The 18,216-nt window shown below is 41.9% G+C and carries 16 protein-coding genes; 5 read left to right on the top strand and 11 right to left on the bottom strand.

Annotated features, from left to right (window positions below; all coding sequences use genetic code 11):
• The first annotated feature begins 14 nt into the window (after nt 1-14).
• On the top strand, nt 15-1,085 hold the full coding sequence (locus tag L4C37_RS12720) for a BMP family ABC transporter substrate-binding protein (RefSeq protein ID WP_429768806.1): 1,071 nt from the start codon (nt 15-17) through the stop codon (nt 1,083-1,085).
• Between the two features lie 5 nt (nt 1,086-1,090).
• Nucleotides 1,091-2,656, top strand: a complete 1,566-nt coding sequence (locus tag L4C37_RS12715) for a GGDEF domain-containing protein (protein ID WP_429768805.1) — start codon at nt 1,091-1,093, stop codon at nt 2,654-2,656.
• 86 nt (nt 2,657-2,742) lie between these two features.
• Here L4C37_RS12715 and L4C37_RS12710 read toward each other — a convergent pair whose 3' ends face one another.
• On the bottom strand, nt 2,743-3,903 hold the full coding sequence (locus tag L4C37_RS12710) for an OmpP1/FadL family transporter (RefSeq protein ID WP_137372155.1): 1,161 nt from the start codon (nt 3,901-3,903) through the stop codon (nt 2,743-2,745).
• A 113-nt stretch (nt 3,904-4,016) separates the two neighbouring features.
• Between L4C37_RS12710 and L4C37_RS12705 the strand changes: the two genes are divergently transcribed.
• Nucleotides 4,017-4,148, top strand: coding sequence for a hypothetical protein (locus L4C37_RS12705; protein ID WP_429768804.1), 132 nt, complete (start codon nt 4,017-4,019; stop codon nt 4,146-4,148).
• A gap of 33 nt (nt 4,149-4,181) precedes the next feature.
• Here L4C37_RS12705 and L4C37_RS12700 read toward each other — a convergent pair whose 3' ends face one another.
• Together L4C37_RS12700 and L4C37_RS12695 are read right to left on the bottom strand one after the other, a co-directional pair.
• Nucleotides 4,182-5,264: a HEAT repeat domain-containing protein gene (locus L4C37_RS12700; protein WP_429768913.1), complete on the bottom strand. Its 1,083-nt coding sequence runs from the start codon at nt 5,262-5,264 to the stop codon at nt 4,182-4,184.
• A 9-nt stretch (nt 5,265-5,273) separates the two neighbouring features.
• Nucleotides 5,274-6,656 carry an anaerobic sulfatase maturase gene (locus tag L4C37_RS12695; RefSeq protein WP_429768803.1) on the bottom strand — a complete coding sequence of 461 codons (1,383 nt, stop codon included), beginning with the start codon at nt 6,654-6,656 and terminating at the stop codon, nt 5,274-5,276.
• Nucleotides 6,657-6,959: 303 nt separating this feature from the next.
• Between L4C37_RS12695 and L4C37_RS12690 the strand changes: the two genes are divergently transcribed.
• Together L4C37_RS12690 and L4C37_RS12685 are read left to right on the top strand one after the other, a co-directional pair.
• Nucleotides 6,960-7,631: a formylglycine-generating enzyme family protein gene (locus L4C37_RS12690; RefSeq protein WP_240701698.1), complete on the top strand. Its 672-nt coding sequence runs from the start codon at nt 6,960-6,962 to the stop codon at nt 7,629-7,631.
• A gap of 200 nt (nt 7,632-7,831) precedes the next feature.
• Complete coding sequence (locus L4C37_RS12685) at nt 7,832-9,523, top strand: alkaline phosphatase family protein (RefSeq protein ID WP_429768912.1); 1,692 nt, start codon at nt 7,832-7,834, stop codon at nt 9,521-9,523.
• Between the two features lie 168 nt (nt 9,524-9,691).
• Here the strand turns inward: L4C37_RS12685 and L4C37_RS12680 are convergent, their stop codons facing one another.
• From L4C37_RS12680 to L4C37_RS12645, 8 genes are all read right to left on the bottom strand, one after another.
• A complete protein-coding gene (locus tag L4C37_RS12680) occupies nt 9,692-9,943 on the bottom strand; it encodes a hypothetical protein (RefSeq protein ID WP_273295230.1) in 252 nt (83 codons plus the stop codon).
• Between the two features lie 149 nt (nt 9,944-10,092).
• The gene (locus L4C37_RS12675; RefSeq protein ID WP_137372149.1) at nt 10,093-11,007 is read right to left on the bottom strand and encodes a LysR family transcriptional regulator; all 915 of its coding nucleotides are present in this window, start codon (nt 11,005-11,007) and stop codon (nt 10,093-10,095) included.
• An 84-nt stretch (nt 11,008-11,091) separates the two neighbouring features.
• Nucleotides 11,092-12,549 (bottom strand): BatD family protein, encoded by a 1,458-nt coding sequence (locus tag L4C37_RS12670; RefSeq protein ID WP_429768802.1) that lies wholly within the window; start codon nt 12,547-12,549, stop codon nt 11,092-11,094.
• Nucleotides 12,549-14,273 carry a vWA domain-containing protein gene (locus L4C37_RS12665; protein WP_429768801.1) on the bottom strand — a complete coding sequence of 575 codons (1,725 nt, stop codon included), beginning with the start codon at nt 14,271-14,273 and terminating at the stop codon, nt 12,549-12,551. Before L4C37_RS12665 ends, L4C37_RS12670 begins: the two co-directional genes overlap by 1 nt.
• Complete coding sequence (locus L4C37_RS12660) at nt 14,266-15,474, bottom strand: VWA domain-containing protein (protein WP_429768911.1); 1,209 nt, start codon at nt 15,472-15,474, stop codon at nt 14,266-14,268. The genes L4C37_RS12665 and L4C37_RS12660 overlap by 8 nt, the downstream gene beginning before the upstream one ends.
• 61 nt (nt 15,475-15,535) lie before the next feature.
• Nucleotides 15,536-16,078, bottom strand: coding sequence for a DUF4381 domain-containing protein (locus L4C37_RS12655; protein ID WP_429768800.1), 543 nt, complete (start codon nt 16,076-16,078; stop codon nt 15,536-15,538).
• A complete protein-coding gene (locus tag L4C37_RS12650) occupies nt 16,078-17,172 on the bottom strand; it encodes a DUF58 domain-containing protein (RefSeq protein WP_429768799.1) in 1,095 nt (364 codons plus the stop codon). The genes L4C37_RS12655 and L4C37_RS12650 overlap by 1 nt, the downstream gene beginning before the upstream one ends.
• Nucleotides 17,173-17,178: 6 nt before the next feature.
• Entirely contained in the window at nt 17,179-18,204 is a 1,026-nt protein-coding gene (locus tag L4C37_RS12645; protein WP_429768798.1) for an AAA family ATPase, read from the bottom strand.
• Nucleotides 18,205-18,216 lie beyond the last annotated feature (12 nt).

Here is an 18,216-nt window from a genome sequence, read left to right as displayed (position 1 = left end):
TAGATGCTCATAAAATGAAATCAGATGGTATTTTAAAACTTCAAAATTTGGTCAACAGGTTATGTAAAAGTCCTCCAAATAGACGACTACCTACCATCTTAATATCCGCTTTAGTCGCATCTCCAACAGCCTTAGCCACTACTCAAGCATTCAAGCCTTTAGTGTTATTTCCTGCCGAACTCTACAAAGGTTCTTATTCGCAGTTAATAAACAATGGTATCTCAAGGTTTGAAGAACAAACGGGTGTCACCGTTAAAAGAATACGAATAGAAAGAGATAATGCTCTTTATGTAGAAGAACTTAATAAAGCGGCTTCTGAAGGGTATAGCCCAATCATTGTTCAAGATTCCAATACCATTAATTCATTTGGTCGCATTGCACGTCAGCATCCTTCTACTCGATTCATTTCACTTGATATTTCTTATCATGTTCCAAATATACTGGGATTAACCTTTAACCATGCTGAAGGAAGCTACGTTATAGGCTACCTTGCAGGCATGAAAACCGAGTCCAATAAAGTTGGTTTCATTGGAGGTTTAGACATACCAGTGATCAATAACTTTAAATGTGGTTTTGAACTGGGCATAAAAGATTCAAATCCTAGGGTCATTTTGAGTACACAATATATTAACAATGGTGCACTTTCGTGGAGTGATACACATACGGCTCATTCAATGAGTGTGGACATGCTAAATAGCGGGATTGATATTATTTACCCTGCTGCTGGGTATTCTAGCGTAGGGGTTATGGATGCCGTGAAAGAGAGAACTGAAAACGGACAGCCTAGTTACAGTTTTGGCGTGGATTATAATTATTCGGACAAGTATCCGCACACGTCATTAGCTTCATTGGAGAAGAAAGTCGATATAGCAGTATTTGCAGCCCTTATGCAGCTTAAAAATGAAATCTGGAACGGGAACAGAAAACATTTTGGTATCAAGCAAGGTGTCATTAACGTAATAGTTAATCCAAACACACCAAAGCTTAGCCCTGAAGATAAAAAAATCGTAGACAAATTAATTATCGAGCTAAAAGGCAAAAATAACGCTATTTCTCAGAGAATTGCGCAAAATTGTCAAAGTTAAATCATATGAAAAAACTATCTTCTTACGTTATCTCCGTTTACTTACTATTGACTATGATTCCAATCGTTGTCTTTGGTGGCTTAGACATCGCTAAAGATCTTTATATTGAACATGAAGTAAAAAGTAAACTGTATGAGCGAGTCGTTTCGCAGCAGATTCTAGATTCAAAAAAAGCACTAGCTCAATTCGACCTTCTTGCTGCTGAGCTCGTCACTACACAAATTTCTCAGTTGGATTACGTTGTGTCGGTAAAGCTCGAGTCTATGCTTTACGCAATGACAATGGCTGAAGTGATTAATGACCAAATAGAATCTCAACATACAGAAGTCATAACGTACCCAATCTCCGATATTCACCAACAGCAGGTGGGTACTCTTACCGTAGTAAAAGATAACAACGCGTTTAAAAATGGGATCATAACAACGATTGTCCCGCGCATTGCCATTTTGGTAATACTCCTGTTATCTGTTTCACTCGTCTTCAACCGTATTATATTAGGCGCCCTTAAAACACCATTTAGCCAATTACAAAAATTTGCATTTCAAATAGCGAATGGTGACTACTATACCCCTTCTAAAACTGACTCAAAGTTCTTAGAAATAACGACGATATTCAAGTCATTAGAAACCATGAGAATCAAGCTAAAAGACTCGATAACTCAGTTAAAGTTAAGCGAAGAGAAGCACTCCAGAACTTACAATATTACCCAAGTAAGTCTTTTCGTAATTGATATTGAAACTGGAAGAGTTTTACGTTCTAACAGCAAGTTTACAGAAATATTTTATCTGATCCCTCGAAAAAGTATTAGCGCTGAACTAAAGCAATTCATCAATGGTTTAATCAATTGCCCGTCAACTGAGAGTTTTGAATACTCTCTGCTCATTAATAATGAAAAGCGTTATTATAAGATCAATCGCAGTGAAGTAATCAATGGTGAAATTGAATGTTCCGCACTCGAAATAACAGATTTTATTTTGGCTAAACAAGAGGCTGAGATCCTTTTATTAACCGACTCTCTTACTCGAATTTCAAACCGATACTGTTTCAACCAGTATATTCAAGGCTGCAAAAAGAACTCGATTGATGAGCTCACTGTCATGATGCTTGATTTAAATGGTTTCAAGAAAATTAATGACACCTATGGACATGCAGCAGGTGACCAATTGCTCATAGAAGTCGCCAAAAAATTAAGTGAATTATTGACTAACAAAACACAAAAGTTGTTTCGACTCGGTGGTGATGAATTTGTGATTCTTCTTGAAGGCAGGTTTGACATACTCAAAACAGAAAGCTTAGCCAAAGAAATCCAAGAAGCGGTAACCACACCTATTTGCTATCTAAACAATCACTTTTCGAGTTCTACCAGTATAGGTGTCGATCACTATCAATCGCTTTCAGGAATGTCGATTGAACGGACCTTACATAATGCCGACGTTGCAATGTACGAGGCCAAAAGTAATGGCGCGGTACTGGCTTACTCAAAAGCTCTTTCATCAACGTTAGATTCTCCGGTTCACCACTGTATTGAAGATCAAACACCTTTAATACGCAGAACAAAGCACACAGACTAAAAAATGCACTCTCCGCCAACGGTGGAAAGTGCATTTAAATACTTAATCCAGACTAAAAACGGATCAGACTTGGGAGCAAAACAATACTAAAAGCTGAAGCTCATGCCGACAAAATGGATTCTGCCGTCAAAGCTACCATCGACTCCCCGCCTATTCATATCAACAGAACCAAGGTCTGCATACTCGTAAAACATGTCTACTGTGATGTGATCCCATTGAGTTGAAGCACCAACCGAATAACGATATTGCTCACCTACAGGTAAGTCGACCCATTGCTTGCTTGGATCATCTTGTGGTGATGTCTCGTATGATACGCCCGCTTTTAAGCGCCAATCTGAATTCAGGACATAGTCCGCCCCTAAGGCAAATTTCCACACGTCGTCCCAATCTCTTTCAATCTCAGCACCCACACCCGAGCCTATGCTTGATTCTAGGTCAAGGTTCGTTGCATCCCATTGACTCCAACGATGAAACTGTACACTTGCCAGTAAATTAAGGCGTTCTGTGTAAGCATAGCTGCCGCTGATATCAACAATCTCTGGAACGATAATGTCCGTTTTTAGGTTATTTAAAACTGAAGTCGGCAAACTGGTTTTGACCTTCATTTTAAAATCATGTTCTAGCTTAGAGCGATAACTCGCCCCCACCGACCATGTCTCATTATGTCGATACATCATGCCTAGATTGAAACCATATGCCCAATCAGTATCTTGCTTTGCTGTTACTAAGTCCGTTGATTGCTCCAATGCCGCCCAACTGATTTGCGCCCCAGCGCCAAAAGACCACTGCTCGCTAAGTTGGTAACTCAAGCTAGGGTTCAATTGCATCGCAGTTAGAGTAATACTGTCTAAAAGACCTCCTCCAGCCCAATCAGTCCCGTAGCTTAAGCTTGAACCACCCACCGCACCTAATGCTAACCCTAGATGCACTTTATCGCTTACCTGATGCGCATGAAACGCGCCTGCAGAAGGCATGAATGTACTGGCTTCACCATTATCATTAGCGCTATCTTGATACTTCATCTCGATATCAAACGCTAACGTATTAAACGTGGTCAAACTATTGCCCATATGGGACATAGTGGCAGGGTTCACCCACATTGCAGCAGCAGACTGAGTGTAAACCCCATCACCCGCTCCAGCGGTACCTGCATTAGCAATGACAGCTTCTTGTAAGAAAATACCACTCGCGTTTACAGAAAAAGCTGCAGTTAAAGAAAGGGATAAAATAGAAAATCGTGCGTTCATTACTGTTTCCGCTTTTCGAAATAATAAAAATTAAGCCGTGTATCGGTGTACTTTCCTTGTGTTCTAAACATGACTTAAGGTAAATAAACCAATGAGTTAAAGTAAGTAAAACAATGACTCAGAATATTCCAGCCAGTTCACCTTCTGAGCATCACGGTTCCAGCCAAGGCTGTGCTAAACCCGTTAACTACCGACTCAAAACACTGACTACAGGCTGCTTATTTGCTGCAGACAAGCTAGTCTGAATAGTCGTTAACTAGGAGATTTAGCTTTGAGCTTTAGCTTTGAACTTGTGGCTTTTGCTCTTTTAACTGTTGAATGACGAATGGAGGCGCTACTTTTTCAAGTTCGGCTAAACATTCATCAGTTTTAGGATGGCTATAGCGAGTGTAGATATCACACACCGCATACAACTGCTCTGGAGCGCCCGAGATTAGATAGGCTTGTTCAAATGATTGTGTAGAGTTGTCGATATCAAATGACTCTTGAAGTACTCCGTTCAAATACCAGAAGTAGCTATTTTTTGGTTCTAATTCAGCGGCCATTTGAATTGCATCAGCAGCTTGTTTTTTCTTATCTAACCTGACTAATGTGAGAGACTTTGAATAATAGAGTGCTGCATTATCAGCAAATAAGGTCAATGCATTATCGAGTACTTTTAGTGCTTGTTCATCTTGCTCTTGAGCCCTGAAATTATCAGCATAACTTAGCCAAATTTGAGGGGCATTTAGATTACTGCTGTCGTCTTCTTTATCTTTAGGATTAAGCAAAGATAAATACAGAGTTTCGGCTTTATCCCACTCTTTATGCCAGCGATAAACATCAGCAAGCAACAAACTTGTGGCTGAATCTGACTTAGTTTTTAAATACGCAATAAGCTCTTCAACTGGAGTTTCAATGGCTTGTTTCTGCTCGACTGTCATGTTGCCGTAGTCACGAATCAAACTTGTGGTTGCGGTAATCCGAACGCTTTTAGCCGAATCCTTGAGTAACGGCGAAACCATTCTCCAGCGGTTAGCAAATTGATACGGTTCTGCACCTATTACTGCCGACTCTCTTATCTCTTCCGATGAGTCTTTTAAGCCCCTAGCAACAGCAACTAAACTACTTTGGTTTGGGTAACGGGCAAGCTGTCTTAATGCATCAGATCGGACACTAACCGCTTCTCGCATATCCTGCGCTTGGTAAGCCAATTGTTGAGCCTGCGATTGCTGCGGCATACTTTCTTGGGTCGAAGCTGGTACTTGAACCGGCGACGAGGTTTGAGCCTTTAACTCGGGCAGATCGGTGTCAGCAGCAGCATTAAACGATCCCATACAAATTAAGCTAGCTAAACTCAGTGTGATGTGTTTTTTCATTATGTTATCCGCCTAAAATTTTGTAGGGTAAGCAGGAGCTGTGCTTGTATTCTGCGCAAGTGATGCTCTTTCAGCTATCGCCTTTTCACGCGCAGCTTGCAGTTCAGAATCGCTGTACTTACCGTGTTTAACAGGGTGCTTCATCGCTCTTAAGATATAGGCAATCGAGCGATCAGCATGGCTGAAAAACTTCTTCCAACCCGCACACAAATAATTAAGACCTGGCTCACCATCTCTGGTGCGAATGAATCGATTTTTCGGGCATTCACCATGACAAGCAAAGCGGTATTCACACTTTTGGCACTGACTGGTTAGGCTACGTGATTTGGCAAATCCGAATTCTTGCTGCTTTTTGTCAAACGCCATGTCATCCAAACTGCGTTGATTGATATTGCCAATTTTGAATTCAGGGTAAACATAGTGGTCACAAGCAAACACATCGCCTGTTGGCTCCATTGCTAAGCCTTTGCCACACACTTCACCTAAGGTACATAATGGGTTCTGACGACCCATCCAAGTTTCAATACTGGCTTCAAAATACTGCACAAATACTTTGCCAATATCGTGTCGCGCCCACTCATCAAACACAGCAATTAGGAAGTTGCCCCACGCTTCATCTGACACGCACCAAGACTCCACCACCGAATCTTTATGACCTGGAATTAAACGTTTATCACCTTGGCGTAACTGTTCGTTAGTCTGCCCAGTTTGTCCTTCACCAACAATTTGAGGCGCATCCGTTCTAAAGGTTTTTTGTTCCACAATGGGGATGAACTGCATTTGAGGTGACTTCACCACATCACGTAGGAAGCGATAAACCTCAAGCGGGTTTTGGCTGGTTAAATTGTTCACGCAAGTTAGCGTGGCAAATTTCACGCTATGTTTATGAAGCAACTCGACAGCTTTCATCACTTGGTTAAAAGTGCCGCGACCCGCTTTGTTAGTTCGGTAGGTGTTATGTAAAAGCTCAGGACCATCAATACTCAGCCCAACAAGAAAACTATTTGTCGCAAGGAATTCACACCATTCGTCATTGAGCAATGTGCCATTTGTTTGAAGGTCGTTAGAAATCTTGATGCCTGAGGGTTGGTATTTTTTTTGGAGTAATACAATTTTTTCAAAATACTCTAAACCAAGCATGGTTGGTTCACCACCTTGCCATGAGAAAATGATTTCTGGTGTATTTTGACCTTCGATGTATTGGCGAATATACGTCTCTAGTGCTTCGTCATCCATTCTTGGTGAGCAACCTTTTTTATACTCAAGAAGATCTTGTTTGCTTAAGTAATAGCAGTAGGTGCAATCAATATTACAAGCCGCTCCAATCGGCTTCGCCATCACGTGTAAACGCTTAGACGCTTTTCCATTAAATTGAGGGCCTTGAGTCAGAATCATAGTGGTTTTGCCTATTCAAAAATGGTGACCGCTTAATAATAAACATCTCCTGCGCTTGTGGATTGTTATAGAGGTTATTCCATTTTGGAAAGTCGTTTACAGGTATTATGGATGCATACATTATGAGCAATTGAGGCGACTATGTTCACATCAAATCCAGTACATTCTCACTGTAAAACTTCAGCTTCTACGCAACCACTTAAAACCAAAATTTTAATCGGCGCGGTACTAGTTTTAGGGTCAACATTAGTGGGTTGTAGTAGCTTTGCCCCCCACCCAACCGCTGCCCTTATTGAGCAAGATATGGTCAAAGTCGAAGGTGGTGAATTCACTATGGGATCAAATGCGCAGGAAGCGAAATCAAGCGAACAGCCGGCACACCTTGTATCTGTAGATAGCTTTTACATGTCTAAATTTGAAGTCACTCAATCTTTATTTGAGTCAGTGATGGGGTCTTCCCTTAGTTACTTCCCGTCACCAAACGTTCCGGTTAATAACTTAAGCTGGCAGCAAGCCAATTACTTTATTGAGAAGCTCAACGAACTCACTAATGAAAACTACCGCCTTCCAACTGAAGCTGAATGGGAATTTGCTGCTCGCGGCGGAAATTTAAGCCAAGGCTATATTTATAGCGGATCAGATAATATTAATGATGTGGCTTGGTATTCAGAAAACGCCAATAACCAAGCGCAACCTGTTGGCAGTAAGTTACCAAATGAGCTAGGGCTTTACGATATGACAGGTAATGTCGGCGAGTTTGTTATTGATGCTTACGACGACACTTTTTACCGTTACTCACCTTCTGACAATCCAAGTAACGCGAATGACAGTAAAGTTGGACTAGCTCATAAGTCAGTGAGAGGTGGAAGCTTTTCATACGACGCTAATGAATCTGAGAATTACCGAAGAGACTTTGCAAGTCAGTCTATAATTATGTCAGACATGGGTTTGCGACTCGTAAGAGATGCTAAATAAGCAGTGAAAGCCAATGCTAAATAGACAGCGAAAGCAGAAGCTAAATCAGCGATACCCAACGTTCTCCGGCAAGGAATTTGATTATGAACAAACCGAGTTTGACCTATTTTTATCCATTAACCGCAATGAAATTGCAAGTTGTACCTAAGCCCTCTAATACTCAGCGAAAGCCTCATTCTGTATTAGCTAGGCCTATGTTCATGAGTTCTCTGTTATCTAGTGCAGTTTTAGCAGGAGCCTTGCTTTCGCCATTCCAAGCGGTTGCAAATGATCAGCAACCAAAATTGGTTTTGCAGATCACGGTGGATGGATTGCGTGGTGATCTTCTCGAACGTTATAAATCTAATTTTGGTCAAGCTGGCTTTCGTTACCTGATGGAAGAAGGGGCTTACTACACTAATGCTCATTACCAACATGGAAATACTGAAACCATTGTAGGTCACGTATCATTGGCAACAGGCGCTCCTCCAAGTGTGCATGGTATGGTTGGAAACGTCTGGTATGACAGAAATGAAGAACGCTTGGTTTACAACGTTGAGGATGAAAAATACAGCATGCTGACTTCTGGCGCTGGTGTTAACCAAGCGACAGAAATAGATCCGACTCAGAAAGTGGCAACCAAAGATGGACGCTCTCCAGAGCCTATTCTTTCTACCACTTTTAGTGATGAGTTAGCCGTATCAAGTAACGGTGCTTCAAAAATATTCTCGGTTTCAGTGAAAGACCGTGGGGCGATATCGCTTGCAGGGCATTCTGGTAAAGCATTCTGGTTTTCTAAAGCACAATCAGAATTTGTCACCAGCAATTATTATTACGAGGAGTACCCCGAGTGGGTAACGAGTTGGAACAGTAAAAAGCTAGCGAATGAATATTCAGGTCAGCGTTGGGAGCTTGCTTTAGACAGCAATAAATACACTTTAGAAGAAGGTGACCCTGAGCATAAAGTCGATTTAGCCGGTTTCAAAAGAACCTTTCCTCACCCTTATGGCCCTGCAAGCTTTAAGTACTACAGTACCATGCTCACTCTAAGCCCAGCAGGCGATGAACTTACAGCAAACTTTGCCAGCACTCTGCTAAAAGAAGAGCAGTTAGGTAAAGGCAAGTTCACAGACTATCTTGCAGTAAGCTTTTCAGCCAATGACTATGTCATTCACATGTATGGTCCTTCCAGCCTAGAAGCTGAAGATAACCTTATCCGACTTGATCGAACTATCGCTAAATTACTGAACGATGTGGATGCGCAGGTTGGTCTAAAGAATACTCTCATTGTTTTATCAGCAGACCATGGCGTACCAGAAGCCTCACCAACGGTTAACGCTTTAGGTTACAATCAAGCCAATTACTTCGACAAAAATACCTTATTGAATGAGAGCTTGATAAGCCGTTTACAATCAGAATTTGGATTAGGTAAAGAAGCCATTCGTTTATACGCTCAGCCTTATGTTTATCTTAACCATGACGTAATCTCGAAAAAAGGTGTCGATTTGGCTAAGGTTCAAACTGTAGTTGCTGATGAAGTATCAAAAATCAAAGGGGTTGCGTTTGCTGTGACCAGTACCGATGTGCAAAACAACCAATTACCCGATACTCGAGTGATGCAACTGGTTAAGAACAACTACCATCCTCAGCGCTCTGGTGATGTGTATCTGGTTTTTGCTCCTAGAACCTATATCAATGATATGGATGGTTTAACCATTGCTTCGACTCACGGTTCACCTTGGCGATACGATACGCATGTGCCCGTGATTTTTGCAGGTTACGATGTTGAAGCAAACAAGATCACTCATGAAATCACGCCATACGATATTGCCCCAACTCTATCTAACAAACTGGGGATTACTCAGCCTAGCGGTGCTGTCGGCCAGGTTCTTTCTGAAGTGATTGATGACTAGAAAATGACTGATAACGAGCTGGTGGCTTTGAACTATAGGATATGTCAGGAATAATTCAGAGATCCCTTGATTGAACCCGAATACAGTTAAATAAAAAGAGCAGCGATTTCGCTGCTCTTTTTTATCTAAAAAACTGATTACATGTTGAAAAATCAGGTTCTGTTATTGCTAAACTAACTGGTTGGCAAGTTCTTGAAGTTGCTGCTGAGAATAGGATTCAGCCTTGGGACCTTCACCCGTTAAGTCAATCACTTTGAAACCAGTGAGATCTGGAAACTCTTTAGGTAAATAATCTAAAAAGGCTTGAGTGTTCGGCCACTTACCACGAACGGTATAGCCTTCCTCAACATCAAAATCTTCCGTTTCAAAGAATGAGAACTCCGTTTTTCCAATGTTGTGACAATATAAGACTAAGAACATTATTTGATTTTTCTTCATTTATTAATAATACGAGAGTAATGAATAATACGTACAAAGTGTAATAATGCATGCAAAATTATTAAGCATTCCACTAAATCGGAGAACTTACATAAGCTCCTAATAAGCCTCAGATAGCACGCTGACTAGAATCACTTTCTGGCTATCACTTGGTTCTTCGAAACCTTTTGAATTTGCTGTCTTAACCACTTATGCCCACTTTCTGCTGTTCGGCTAGGGTGCCAAATGGAGCAAAGATCAAGTTCACTTTGATCGAAGGGTAACGGGATCGATCTAACATCAAAGAAATCCGCAAAAGAATCAATGGTCGACTTAGGTAAAATACCAATCATGTCGCTTTTACCTACAATAGGAAGCATTTCTATAGCTCCAGCAGCACGCACCACTATTTTACGTTTTTCAATTTCTGAAATATCATCAGCAGTCAGTAAACTGCGTCGGCTATGCCAACGAGATACAACAACATGCTCTTCATTAAAAAACTCTTCACGGCTCAATGAGTCTTTCAGTCTCGGGTGATCTTTTCGACACACCACATTCAAATGCTCTGAATAAATCACTTCTGACTTCAGCAAGTTACGACCGCGCGGTGCCATATCAATCACTAAGTCATAGCGCTGTAAACGAAGGTCAGTTTCATGATCTTCAGTAAATAGCGGGTGAACTTCCAACGCGACATTCGGCGCTTCACTTCGCATTTGTTTAATCAATTCCGGAATTAAGAAATACCCCGCAACAGACACCGCTGCCACAGAAAAAATTCGGTTTGACGTTTTTGGTTCAAAATCTCTAGAAGCAGATAAGGTGGATGTGAAGCTCTTTAATGCCACAGACATGGCAGGGTAAATATCACGAGAGAATGTTGTGGGTTCTACACCAGAAGCATTACGATGGAAAAGGTGGTCATCATAAATTTCACGTAGCCTTTTGAGCGCCTTACTCACCGCAGGTTGGCTTATCTCCATTCGCGCAGCGGCTTGAGATAAGTTTTTTTCTTCATAAATGGCAACAAAAATAGGGATTAAGTTTAATTCAGTACTCTTCATTAATTGTCTTTTCTCAATTTAACTCTCGCGATGTATTCGCGGCATAGACTGATGTTCGGAATAAAAACAATCCGAGTTTTATCTTTACTCTTTATTTCGATCTTTTTCTAGTCTCATCCTCAATGAATCAAGGCTAGGTAAAATTTTATGTTTCATAAACAAGAGACGGATGCGATTTTCTATCTTTCGATTATCTGCTATTCCGACTCTTCCACCTGGTGTTTTTATCTTTCGCCAAATTCTCCAACCAAGGCTGAAGCTCACTGATTTAGATTGGAACTCTTGAGCATCACCTTGCCATTGGATATTGGCTTCATTCTGCTGAAGACCTTTACTCTGATGGACACCTTTACTCGGCGGATTAAGCTCATATTGTTTTAATTCTAAAAGATCAGTTTTTAGTCTCAATTGACGAAACAGCAATACCCTTGCTTTAGGGCTATTCCCAGCTTTCAAAGCACGATAAAACATGACTTTGCTTGGTAATGGATGAGTTTGGTAATACCGAACCATCAATATCACACAGATCAAAAGAAGTATTAAAGCGCAGATTCCAACAGCAAACCATTGCCAATACGCTTGGATGAAAGACTGTACCGTGTGGTGAACTTGATAGGTTCGTCCTTCTACACTCAAAGTTTCTAATTGTTGTGTCTGGGTATTCCACCACATGATATCTACTGCAGGAAAGTAAATCTCTCCACCATCTTGCAAAACATACACGCTCTCTTCAGTACGAGTTGAACGGTAGTTGCCCCGAACTTGAGTGTCAGATAGCTGATTTGGTTGCGTGTAATGTTGGTAGCCAGAATCGGATCCCGTTGGGATTAAAGTCGGTATTAACATGGCCAGAGTATCGGAACCTGAAACGGTCACGGTTCGTGTAATCGCATCACCCACTTTTAGAGTTTCTTCCTGATTGGATTGACTCCATTGTTGCTCTAATTTTAAATCACTCGCAGAAACCCATACATCCTCATTTGCTAGTAATCCAGAGGGACGTTTAGCATTAAAATTAAGAGGTTGTGTGTAAAGTTCGCCTGTGACATTTGAACCATCAGGTGCAGACACCTGTACGCGAACTGCGGTTTGAGGAACCCAATATTGACCAACATCTTGCGGGTATAACGTGATTTCCCAACGTTGATGAGACCAAGTCTGAGCGCCCTTTTCTTTGGTGACTCTGCGTTCAGTAAAGTTAGTGGCTAACTGATTGCGCTGCTTAGCCACAACATTTGGAATTTCAATAGAAGAAATGCGCGTGCCGCCAGTAAACCAACGAGGTGTCGCGACTTCGATATATAAAATAATTTGCTCATTCACTGCAAAATTTGCTGACGATTTCTTCTTATTGATACTGTCTAAATCAACTTCGTTGTCTTTATCTACGTGACTGTCCTTACTTACAAGAGAAGAGTCACTTAACCAAGCTTTAATTTCAACATCACCATTTTTCAGCAATTGACCTATATCAGCCCCGTAAGACGATACCGAAGCGAAAGAAAGCGCAAAATAAACAAGTACACGAATAAAGTTGTTCATTATTGCTCTCCCGCTATATTTGTTTCATTTTCTTTATCGGTTTCGTTTGTATCTTTCACTCCTTGGCTTTGGCTAAGAAGTTGAAGCTGAAATTTGGCTCGTAAGAAGTATTTAGGGTCGGCTTCTACGCGTTGTAACCATTTGTCTGCAAGCTCTTGGCTGCCCAGAATTTCATTAGCATTCAGTTTCTCTTCTCTCATCATGGCAGAATCGACTTGTTCTTCCGCTCCATCACCGGTTTGAGGTTTATCACCTAGTTCGAATGAGTCTTCAGGTCCTTCAGGCGTATTCGCTTGGCTTTCACTAAAGCGATTCACTTCATCAATAATGCCTTGCATCACAAGTAAATTCTCTTCAACTAAAGGGCTCAAGCTTTCATCTAGTTCATGCTCCAGCATCAGTTTGTAGATGTCTCTTGCTGCAAGATATTCACGCTGCCTAGCAAGCGCATTAGCGGCGTTAAACAGACCTAAATCACTTTTCACTTGAAGAAAGGAGCTGTGCGCCAATTGGTATTCAGAAGCATAGTAATAAGCAATGCCCTTATGCATTGGGTCCTCATAGCGTTTTGCCGCTTCTAGGTACTCAAAGCGTTCAAAATACAATTGCCCTTGTTGGTCCGGGGTTAACCATAAATTCAACCAACCTTGGCTGATTTTGTTCCATAAGGTCGACTCCACTACAACAGGTTCTGATTCTGCTTTTAAACTCACGGTTTCAGCCAGAGCTGTTGAAGGTTGAAGTGATGAAATACACACAGCCCCAACTAAACACCACTGGACTAACCAACCTTTTCTAAACCAAAACAGCATCAGAATTGCCATAGGAAACAGTAAAAAATAGCCCATGTCTTTCCATGGCATTGCCGACTCATTATTCAGCTGCATATGACGTTCAATACTGCGATCTAATGATTGGATATCTTGGTTATCAACGGTCACCTCCACTAATCGACCACCTGATTTGGATGCGAGAGCTTTCAATGAAGACAAATCCATAGGGCTATCACTTATGGCATTAGAATTACCAGCAGCCAAGACCAAAAGCTGATGCGGACTCTCTTCAAAATATTGTTCATAGGCAGTGATGGTTGCTGGGTTTGCTCCATCAGTGATCAGCAATACTGTTCCGGCTTGTTCATTCCCTAATTGGTCACCAATAAGCGCCAAAGCAGCCTCAGCTTGCTTACCTTCCACTGGCATAATATCTGGCTGAATTGCCGCTAAGAATGGTGCAAAAACGGAGTTATCTTTAGTCAGCGGCATTGCGATATGTGCACTACCAGAAAAAACGATCAGCCCTGTTTTTCCACCTTGCCTTAGAGTAACTAAGTCTCTAATTTTTTGTTTTGAACGCTCAAGACGACTTGGTGCTAAATCCTTTTGTAACATTGATTGGCTTGAGTCCAATATCACTAGTAGCGATGCTTTATCTTCCCCAAACGGTGAAGGTTCTTTTGTCCAAGTAGGACCCGCGCACACAATAATTGCCAGAAACATTGAAACGGTTAGCAACTTAAGAGGCAGTTGTTTTTTCCAGCCGAGATCACCTATGGTCAAAGCCTTACGAAGGTGTTCTGGTATCGCTAAATGCATTGCTGCTAATGACTCTTGTTTCCAACGTAAATACGCAACAATAGCCAAAGGAATGATAGCTAATAGCCACAAAGGCCTCACAAAATGAAACTGCGATATGATCTGTTGCCATAGCTGAGAATCAAACATGCGACTCTCCCATTTCCGCTGATTGCTTACTTCCTGCTTGTGTACTTCCTACTTGCGCTGTTTCTGTTGCCGCTTTCTCTTCAGTTCTGATTTGAGAGTGCTGTCTAGTGCGGTAACGACGTAAAGTCGCCAGACTAAAAGCCATTAAGTACAAACACACCACCAGCATTATTGGATACTGATGAATACTTTTCTTAGGTCGATAGGTAGTACTTTCATACAGCTGTGGCTCTAGCTCACCAATTGCTTGATAGGCGTTATCAAGCGCTGTTCTATCGATTGCTTGGAAAGCAACGCCTCCAGACTCTTCCGCTACTCGCTCGATGATTTCCATATCTAAGGCTTGCTCACCTACAGTGGCAGGATCACCCATGGCAATCATATGAATTCGCACCCCTTTTGCAGCAGCAACTTTCGCCGCATCAATAGGCTCGACATAGCTTCCCGTGTCATTACCATCAGTTAAAACGATGACGACTTTCTCAACTTCAGGAAAGAGTTCAGCCTGTTTACTATTTGTTTTATTTTTATTATTTCTATTTCCAATAGAACTAGAACCTTGACGGTTTTCTTCAAAGACTTTAATCGCTAAGCCTATGGCATCACCAAGGTGGGTACTTTGCCCTGCCATGGCTACATCAGTTTGGTTTAATAACTCAAGCCATACTTCTTGGTCGGCAGTAAAAGGGGTTTGTACAAATGCCGCATCTCCGAACAGGATTAACCCTAAGCGGTCACCTTTTCGAGTTTGGGCAAAGTCAGCCAATACTTCTTTGGCGGCATCTAAGCGTGAAATCATATCGGATTTTACAGGTTCAGCGTTTGCACGGCTTAAACTAGGTTTTTGCAAAGAGGTAAAATCGGCTTCTGCCATCGAGCCAGATAAATCAACGACAACCATGATGTCTCGACCTAAATTCTCCCTTGTTTGAGGTTCACCTAAAATCGTTGGTTTGGTCATTGCGAATACAACCAATACCCATGAAAGCACAAGAATAATTCGTTGCCAGTAATTAGGAGTTAGTTGGCTTGCCCCTTCAGTTGGAGCCTCACCGATAGCCTTAACTAGCACATCAAAAAACGGCACTTTAATGGCGGATTGCTTCGTTCTATAAGCTGGAATTAACCAATAAATGATGATGGGTAACGGTAGAATTATCAGCCAGAGAGGATGAGACAAGGTAATGGCAGAGCCAAGGATTCGGCTGGTATCGAGAACAAGCCCACCATCTGACAATGTAGATTCAAGAATGAGAGAAGCATCAGCCATTTTGCTTTACCTCACTTGTAACAGAAGCGTGTTGTAGAGAATGTTCTCTAATCCATAACTCGCATAAAGCCGTTAATTCGAGCAATTCGGCTGCCGTTAATGCCTTCGATTTTTGTAGAAGAGAGACCGTCCATTTGTATCCTAATTCTGCTTCAAAAGTCGGTTTCAAAATGAAGCAGTCCAAAGCAGCTAGAAAAACTTTGCCATGCTTATTCGCGAGTTCTGGTTGTAGATACACCATTACCGCTTTCATAATTTGAAAGTAGTCTTGCCCTACCTGAGTTCGTTCTCCAATCGTGATGCTATCCAGTAAAAGAGATTGCTTTACCTCCAAAACTAACCTTAAAGCTTCTCTGCGATAGCGATTTCCCCACCAGCTCTGGAACAATTTCACCATTCGATAAATTGCATAAATTACGATAGCGCATGCGAGTATTTGCCAGCCTAGAGTTTGAGGAAACCAGCTCACATGCTCAGGCACTGCAACATCATTTAACTCTCGTAAGATATAAGTGCCAGGAGGTTTATGTTCCATTAACGTCGCCCTCCCACCGCTTGTTTGAATTGCTCTACATGCTGACCAGAAGTATTAACTTCAATTAAAGGTAATCGCTTAGCTGCCATTAACTGAATCAACTTATCTTTCTTGAGCCTTTGGTGCTCGGTTAACCCTTGATTGGCAAGATCCAGCTTTTTCCCATCATTCAAATTCAGTTGTAGCTCACCGTTACCCACCACCCAACCAGGTCCTCCCTTCGCTTGAAATTTTCTAATTGGCTCGCTTTTTGAAGCAGATAATGATTTGCCTTGAGATAGCGATTCGCTTTGAGAAAGATCAAAAAATGAAGAGGCTGCTTGGTTAGGAAATTCACTTTCAAGTTGGTCTGAAATCAACACGCCCAGCACATCATTATGCTTTTGCAGATGTTTAAGGTGCGTTAAATCGTCTTGCGTTGCTCCGCTCCAATCACTCAAAATAATGATGGTGGCTTCTTTTAATTTCAGCCGACCTAACAAAGTAACAAATTGACTAAAACTAGTAGGCTCACTGTCTTTCGTATCAACACTGAGGCTTTGGTTTAACTCTGAAAGCTTCTTCAGCCGATGCAAAAGATCCGCTTGTGAACGTCTTGGTTTCATCCAATAGTTTTGGGTGGGCGTCACCATTAAAAAGCCCACTCTGTCGCTATCTTTAAGCACTCGCCATGCAGTGAGTGACGCCAGTTCAGCTGCCACAACGGATTTCATCACTTCGACAGATGAAAAGTACATGCTGGAACGCTGGTCTACACAGACAATCACATTGCGATCTTTTTCTTCAGTGTAAGCCCGAACATGAGGCTTACCGGTGCGCATGGTCACTTTCCAGTCAAGGTTACGAATGTCATCACCAAGCTGATAATGACGTAGCTCTTCAAAGTTAAGACCACGACCTCTGAATACGGAAGAATGTCGACCAGATAAAGCTGAACCCGCTTTTAATTGTGGCAATAGGGAAAAAGACTCAGCTTGAGCCTGCAATCGAACTAGCCCTTTGTATTCACAGTGAATGCGTTCATCTTGAAGGGATGCAGACCTATGCGATGCTGATTGATTCGCTCTTGCATGACGAAATGTAGAATGGTTCATAGTGACTTACCCAATAACAACGTGATCCAACAACTCATCAATCACTTGCTGATGACTCACGCCATCCGCTAAAGCGTCGTAACTGAGCGTGTGTCTATGCCCTAACACTGAATGTGCTATTGCTCTTACATCATCGGGTTCTACATAATCACGACCTTGTAACCATGCATAAGCACGAGCACATTTATCAAGTGCAATTGACGCTCTTGGGCTTGAACCAACCTCTATCCAGCGGGCTAAGTTAGATTCTGGGTAACGCTCTGGTTTACGGGTCGCAATGACAAGACCGACAATGTAACGCTCAACAATCTCCGATACTTCTATGGTTGGAAGCTCTCTACGAGCTTGAAGGACAAGTGCCGGTTCAATCTGAATGGAGGTATGTTCTAGCTGGCTTGAACCTGAAGATAGTTCTTTAGAGTCTTCATACGTGCTTACCTCTTCACTTCGAACCAAACGAATAATATCGAGTTCAGCGTCGTCTTCCGGGTAGTCCACCGTGATCTTCATGATGAAACGATCCATTTGAGCCTCTGGCAATGGATACGTCCCTTCTTGTTCAACAGGGTTTTGGGTGGCTAGCACCATAAACAGATCAGGCAATTGATGAGTTTGATCGCCAACAGTTATGGTGCCTTCTGCCATCGCTTCTAATAACGCGGCCTGAACCTTGGCTGGTGCTCGGTTAATTTCATCAGCCAATACAATGCTGTTAAAAATTGGTCCGGGTTGGAAGTGTAAACTTGGTTTTGTTTTGCCAAACTCATCCGTTTGCTCCTGGTAAACTTCAGTACCGGTTACATCGGATGGCAAAAGGTCTGGTGTGAATTGAATGCGTCCAAATGAGGTATTTAACGTATCAGCTAAGGATTTAACTGAACGGGTTTTAGCTGTGCCCGGTAACCCTTCTAATAACACATGACCATTAGTTAATAACCCAATCACCAAAGAACGAACGACATGGCTTTGCCCTATCACCGACTGTTCAACTTGAGTAATTAGGGATGTAATTGCCTGCTGAGCCTGATTCATATGTTCTCCAAA

The sequence above is a fragment of the Vibrio kagoshimensis genome (genome assembly GCF_050337535.1).
Taxonomy (GTDB): Bacteria; Pseudomonadota; Gammaproteobacteria; order Enterobacterales; family Vibrionaceae; genus Vibrio; species Vibrio gallaecicus.
The sequence above is the reverse complement of the archived record's forward strand: the minus strand, read 5'-3'. Positions and strand labels throughout refer to the sequence as shown.

What these genes read in the sequence shown, in the direction of transcription:
- L4C37_RS12720 (WP_429768806.1), top strand. Translation starts at nt 15, where the DNA reads ATGAAATCAGATGGTATTTTAAAACTTCAAAATTTGGTCAACAGGTTA.
- L4C37_RS12650 (WP_429768799.1), bottom strand. Translation starts at nt 17,172, where the DNA reads ATGAACCATTCTACATTTCGTCATGCAAGAGCGAATCAATCAGCATCG.
- L4C37_RS12715 (WP_429768805.1), top strand. Translation starts at nt 1,091, where the DNA reads ATGAAAAAACTATCTTCTTACGTTATCTCCGTTTACTTACTATTGACT.
- L4C37_RS12685 (WP_429768912.1), top strand. Translation starts at nt 7,832, where the DNA reads ATGAGTTCTCTGTTATCTAGTGCAGTTTTAGCAGGAGCCTTGCTTTCG.
- L4C37_RS12695 (WP_429768803.1), bottom strand. Translation starts at nt 6,656, where the DNA reads ATGATTCTGACTCAAGGCCCTCAATTTAATGGAAAAGCGTCTAAGCGT.
- L4C37_RS12690 (WP_240701698.1), top strand. Translation starts at nt 6,960, where the DNA reads ATGGTCAAAGTCGAAGGTGGTGAATTCACTATGGGATCAAATGCGCAG.
- L4C37_RS12645 (WP_429768798.1), bottom strand. Translation starts at nt 18,204, where the DNA reads ATGAATCAGGCTCAGCAGGCAATTACATCCCTAATTACTCAAGTTGAA.
- L4C37_RS12670 (WP_429768802.1), bottom strand. Translation starts at nt 12,549, where the DNA reads ATGAACAACTTTATTCGTGTACTTGTTTATTTTGCGCTTTCTTTCGCT.
- L4C37_RS12680 (WP_273295230.1), bottom strand. Translation starts at nt 9,943, where the DNA reads ATGTTCTTAGTCTTATATTGTCACAACATTGGAAAAACGGAGTTCTCA.
- L4C37_RS12710 (WP_137372155.1), bottom strand. Translation starts at nt 3,903, where the DNA reads ATGAACGCACGATTTTCTATTTTATCCCTTTCTTTAACTGCAGCTTTT.
- L4C37_RS12665 (WP_429768801.1), bottom strand. Translation starts at nt 14,273, where the DNA reads ATGTTTGATTCTCAGCTATGGCAACAGATCATATCGCAGTTTCATTTT.
- L4C37_RS12705 (WP_429768804.1), top strand. Translation starts at nt 4,017, where the DNA reads ATGACTCAGAATATTCCAGCCAGTTCACCTTCTGAGCATCACGGTTCC.
- L4C37_RS12675 (WP_137372149.1), bottom strand. Translation starts at nt 11,007, where the DNA reads ATGAAGAGTACTGAATTAAACTTAATCCCTATTTTTGTTGCCATTTAT.
- L4C37_RS12655 (WP_429768800.1), bottom strand. Translation starts at nt 16,078, where the DNA reads ATGGAACATAAACCTCCTGGCACTTATATCTTACGAGAGTTAAATGAT.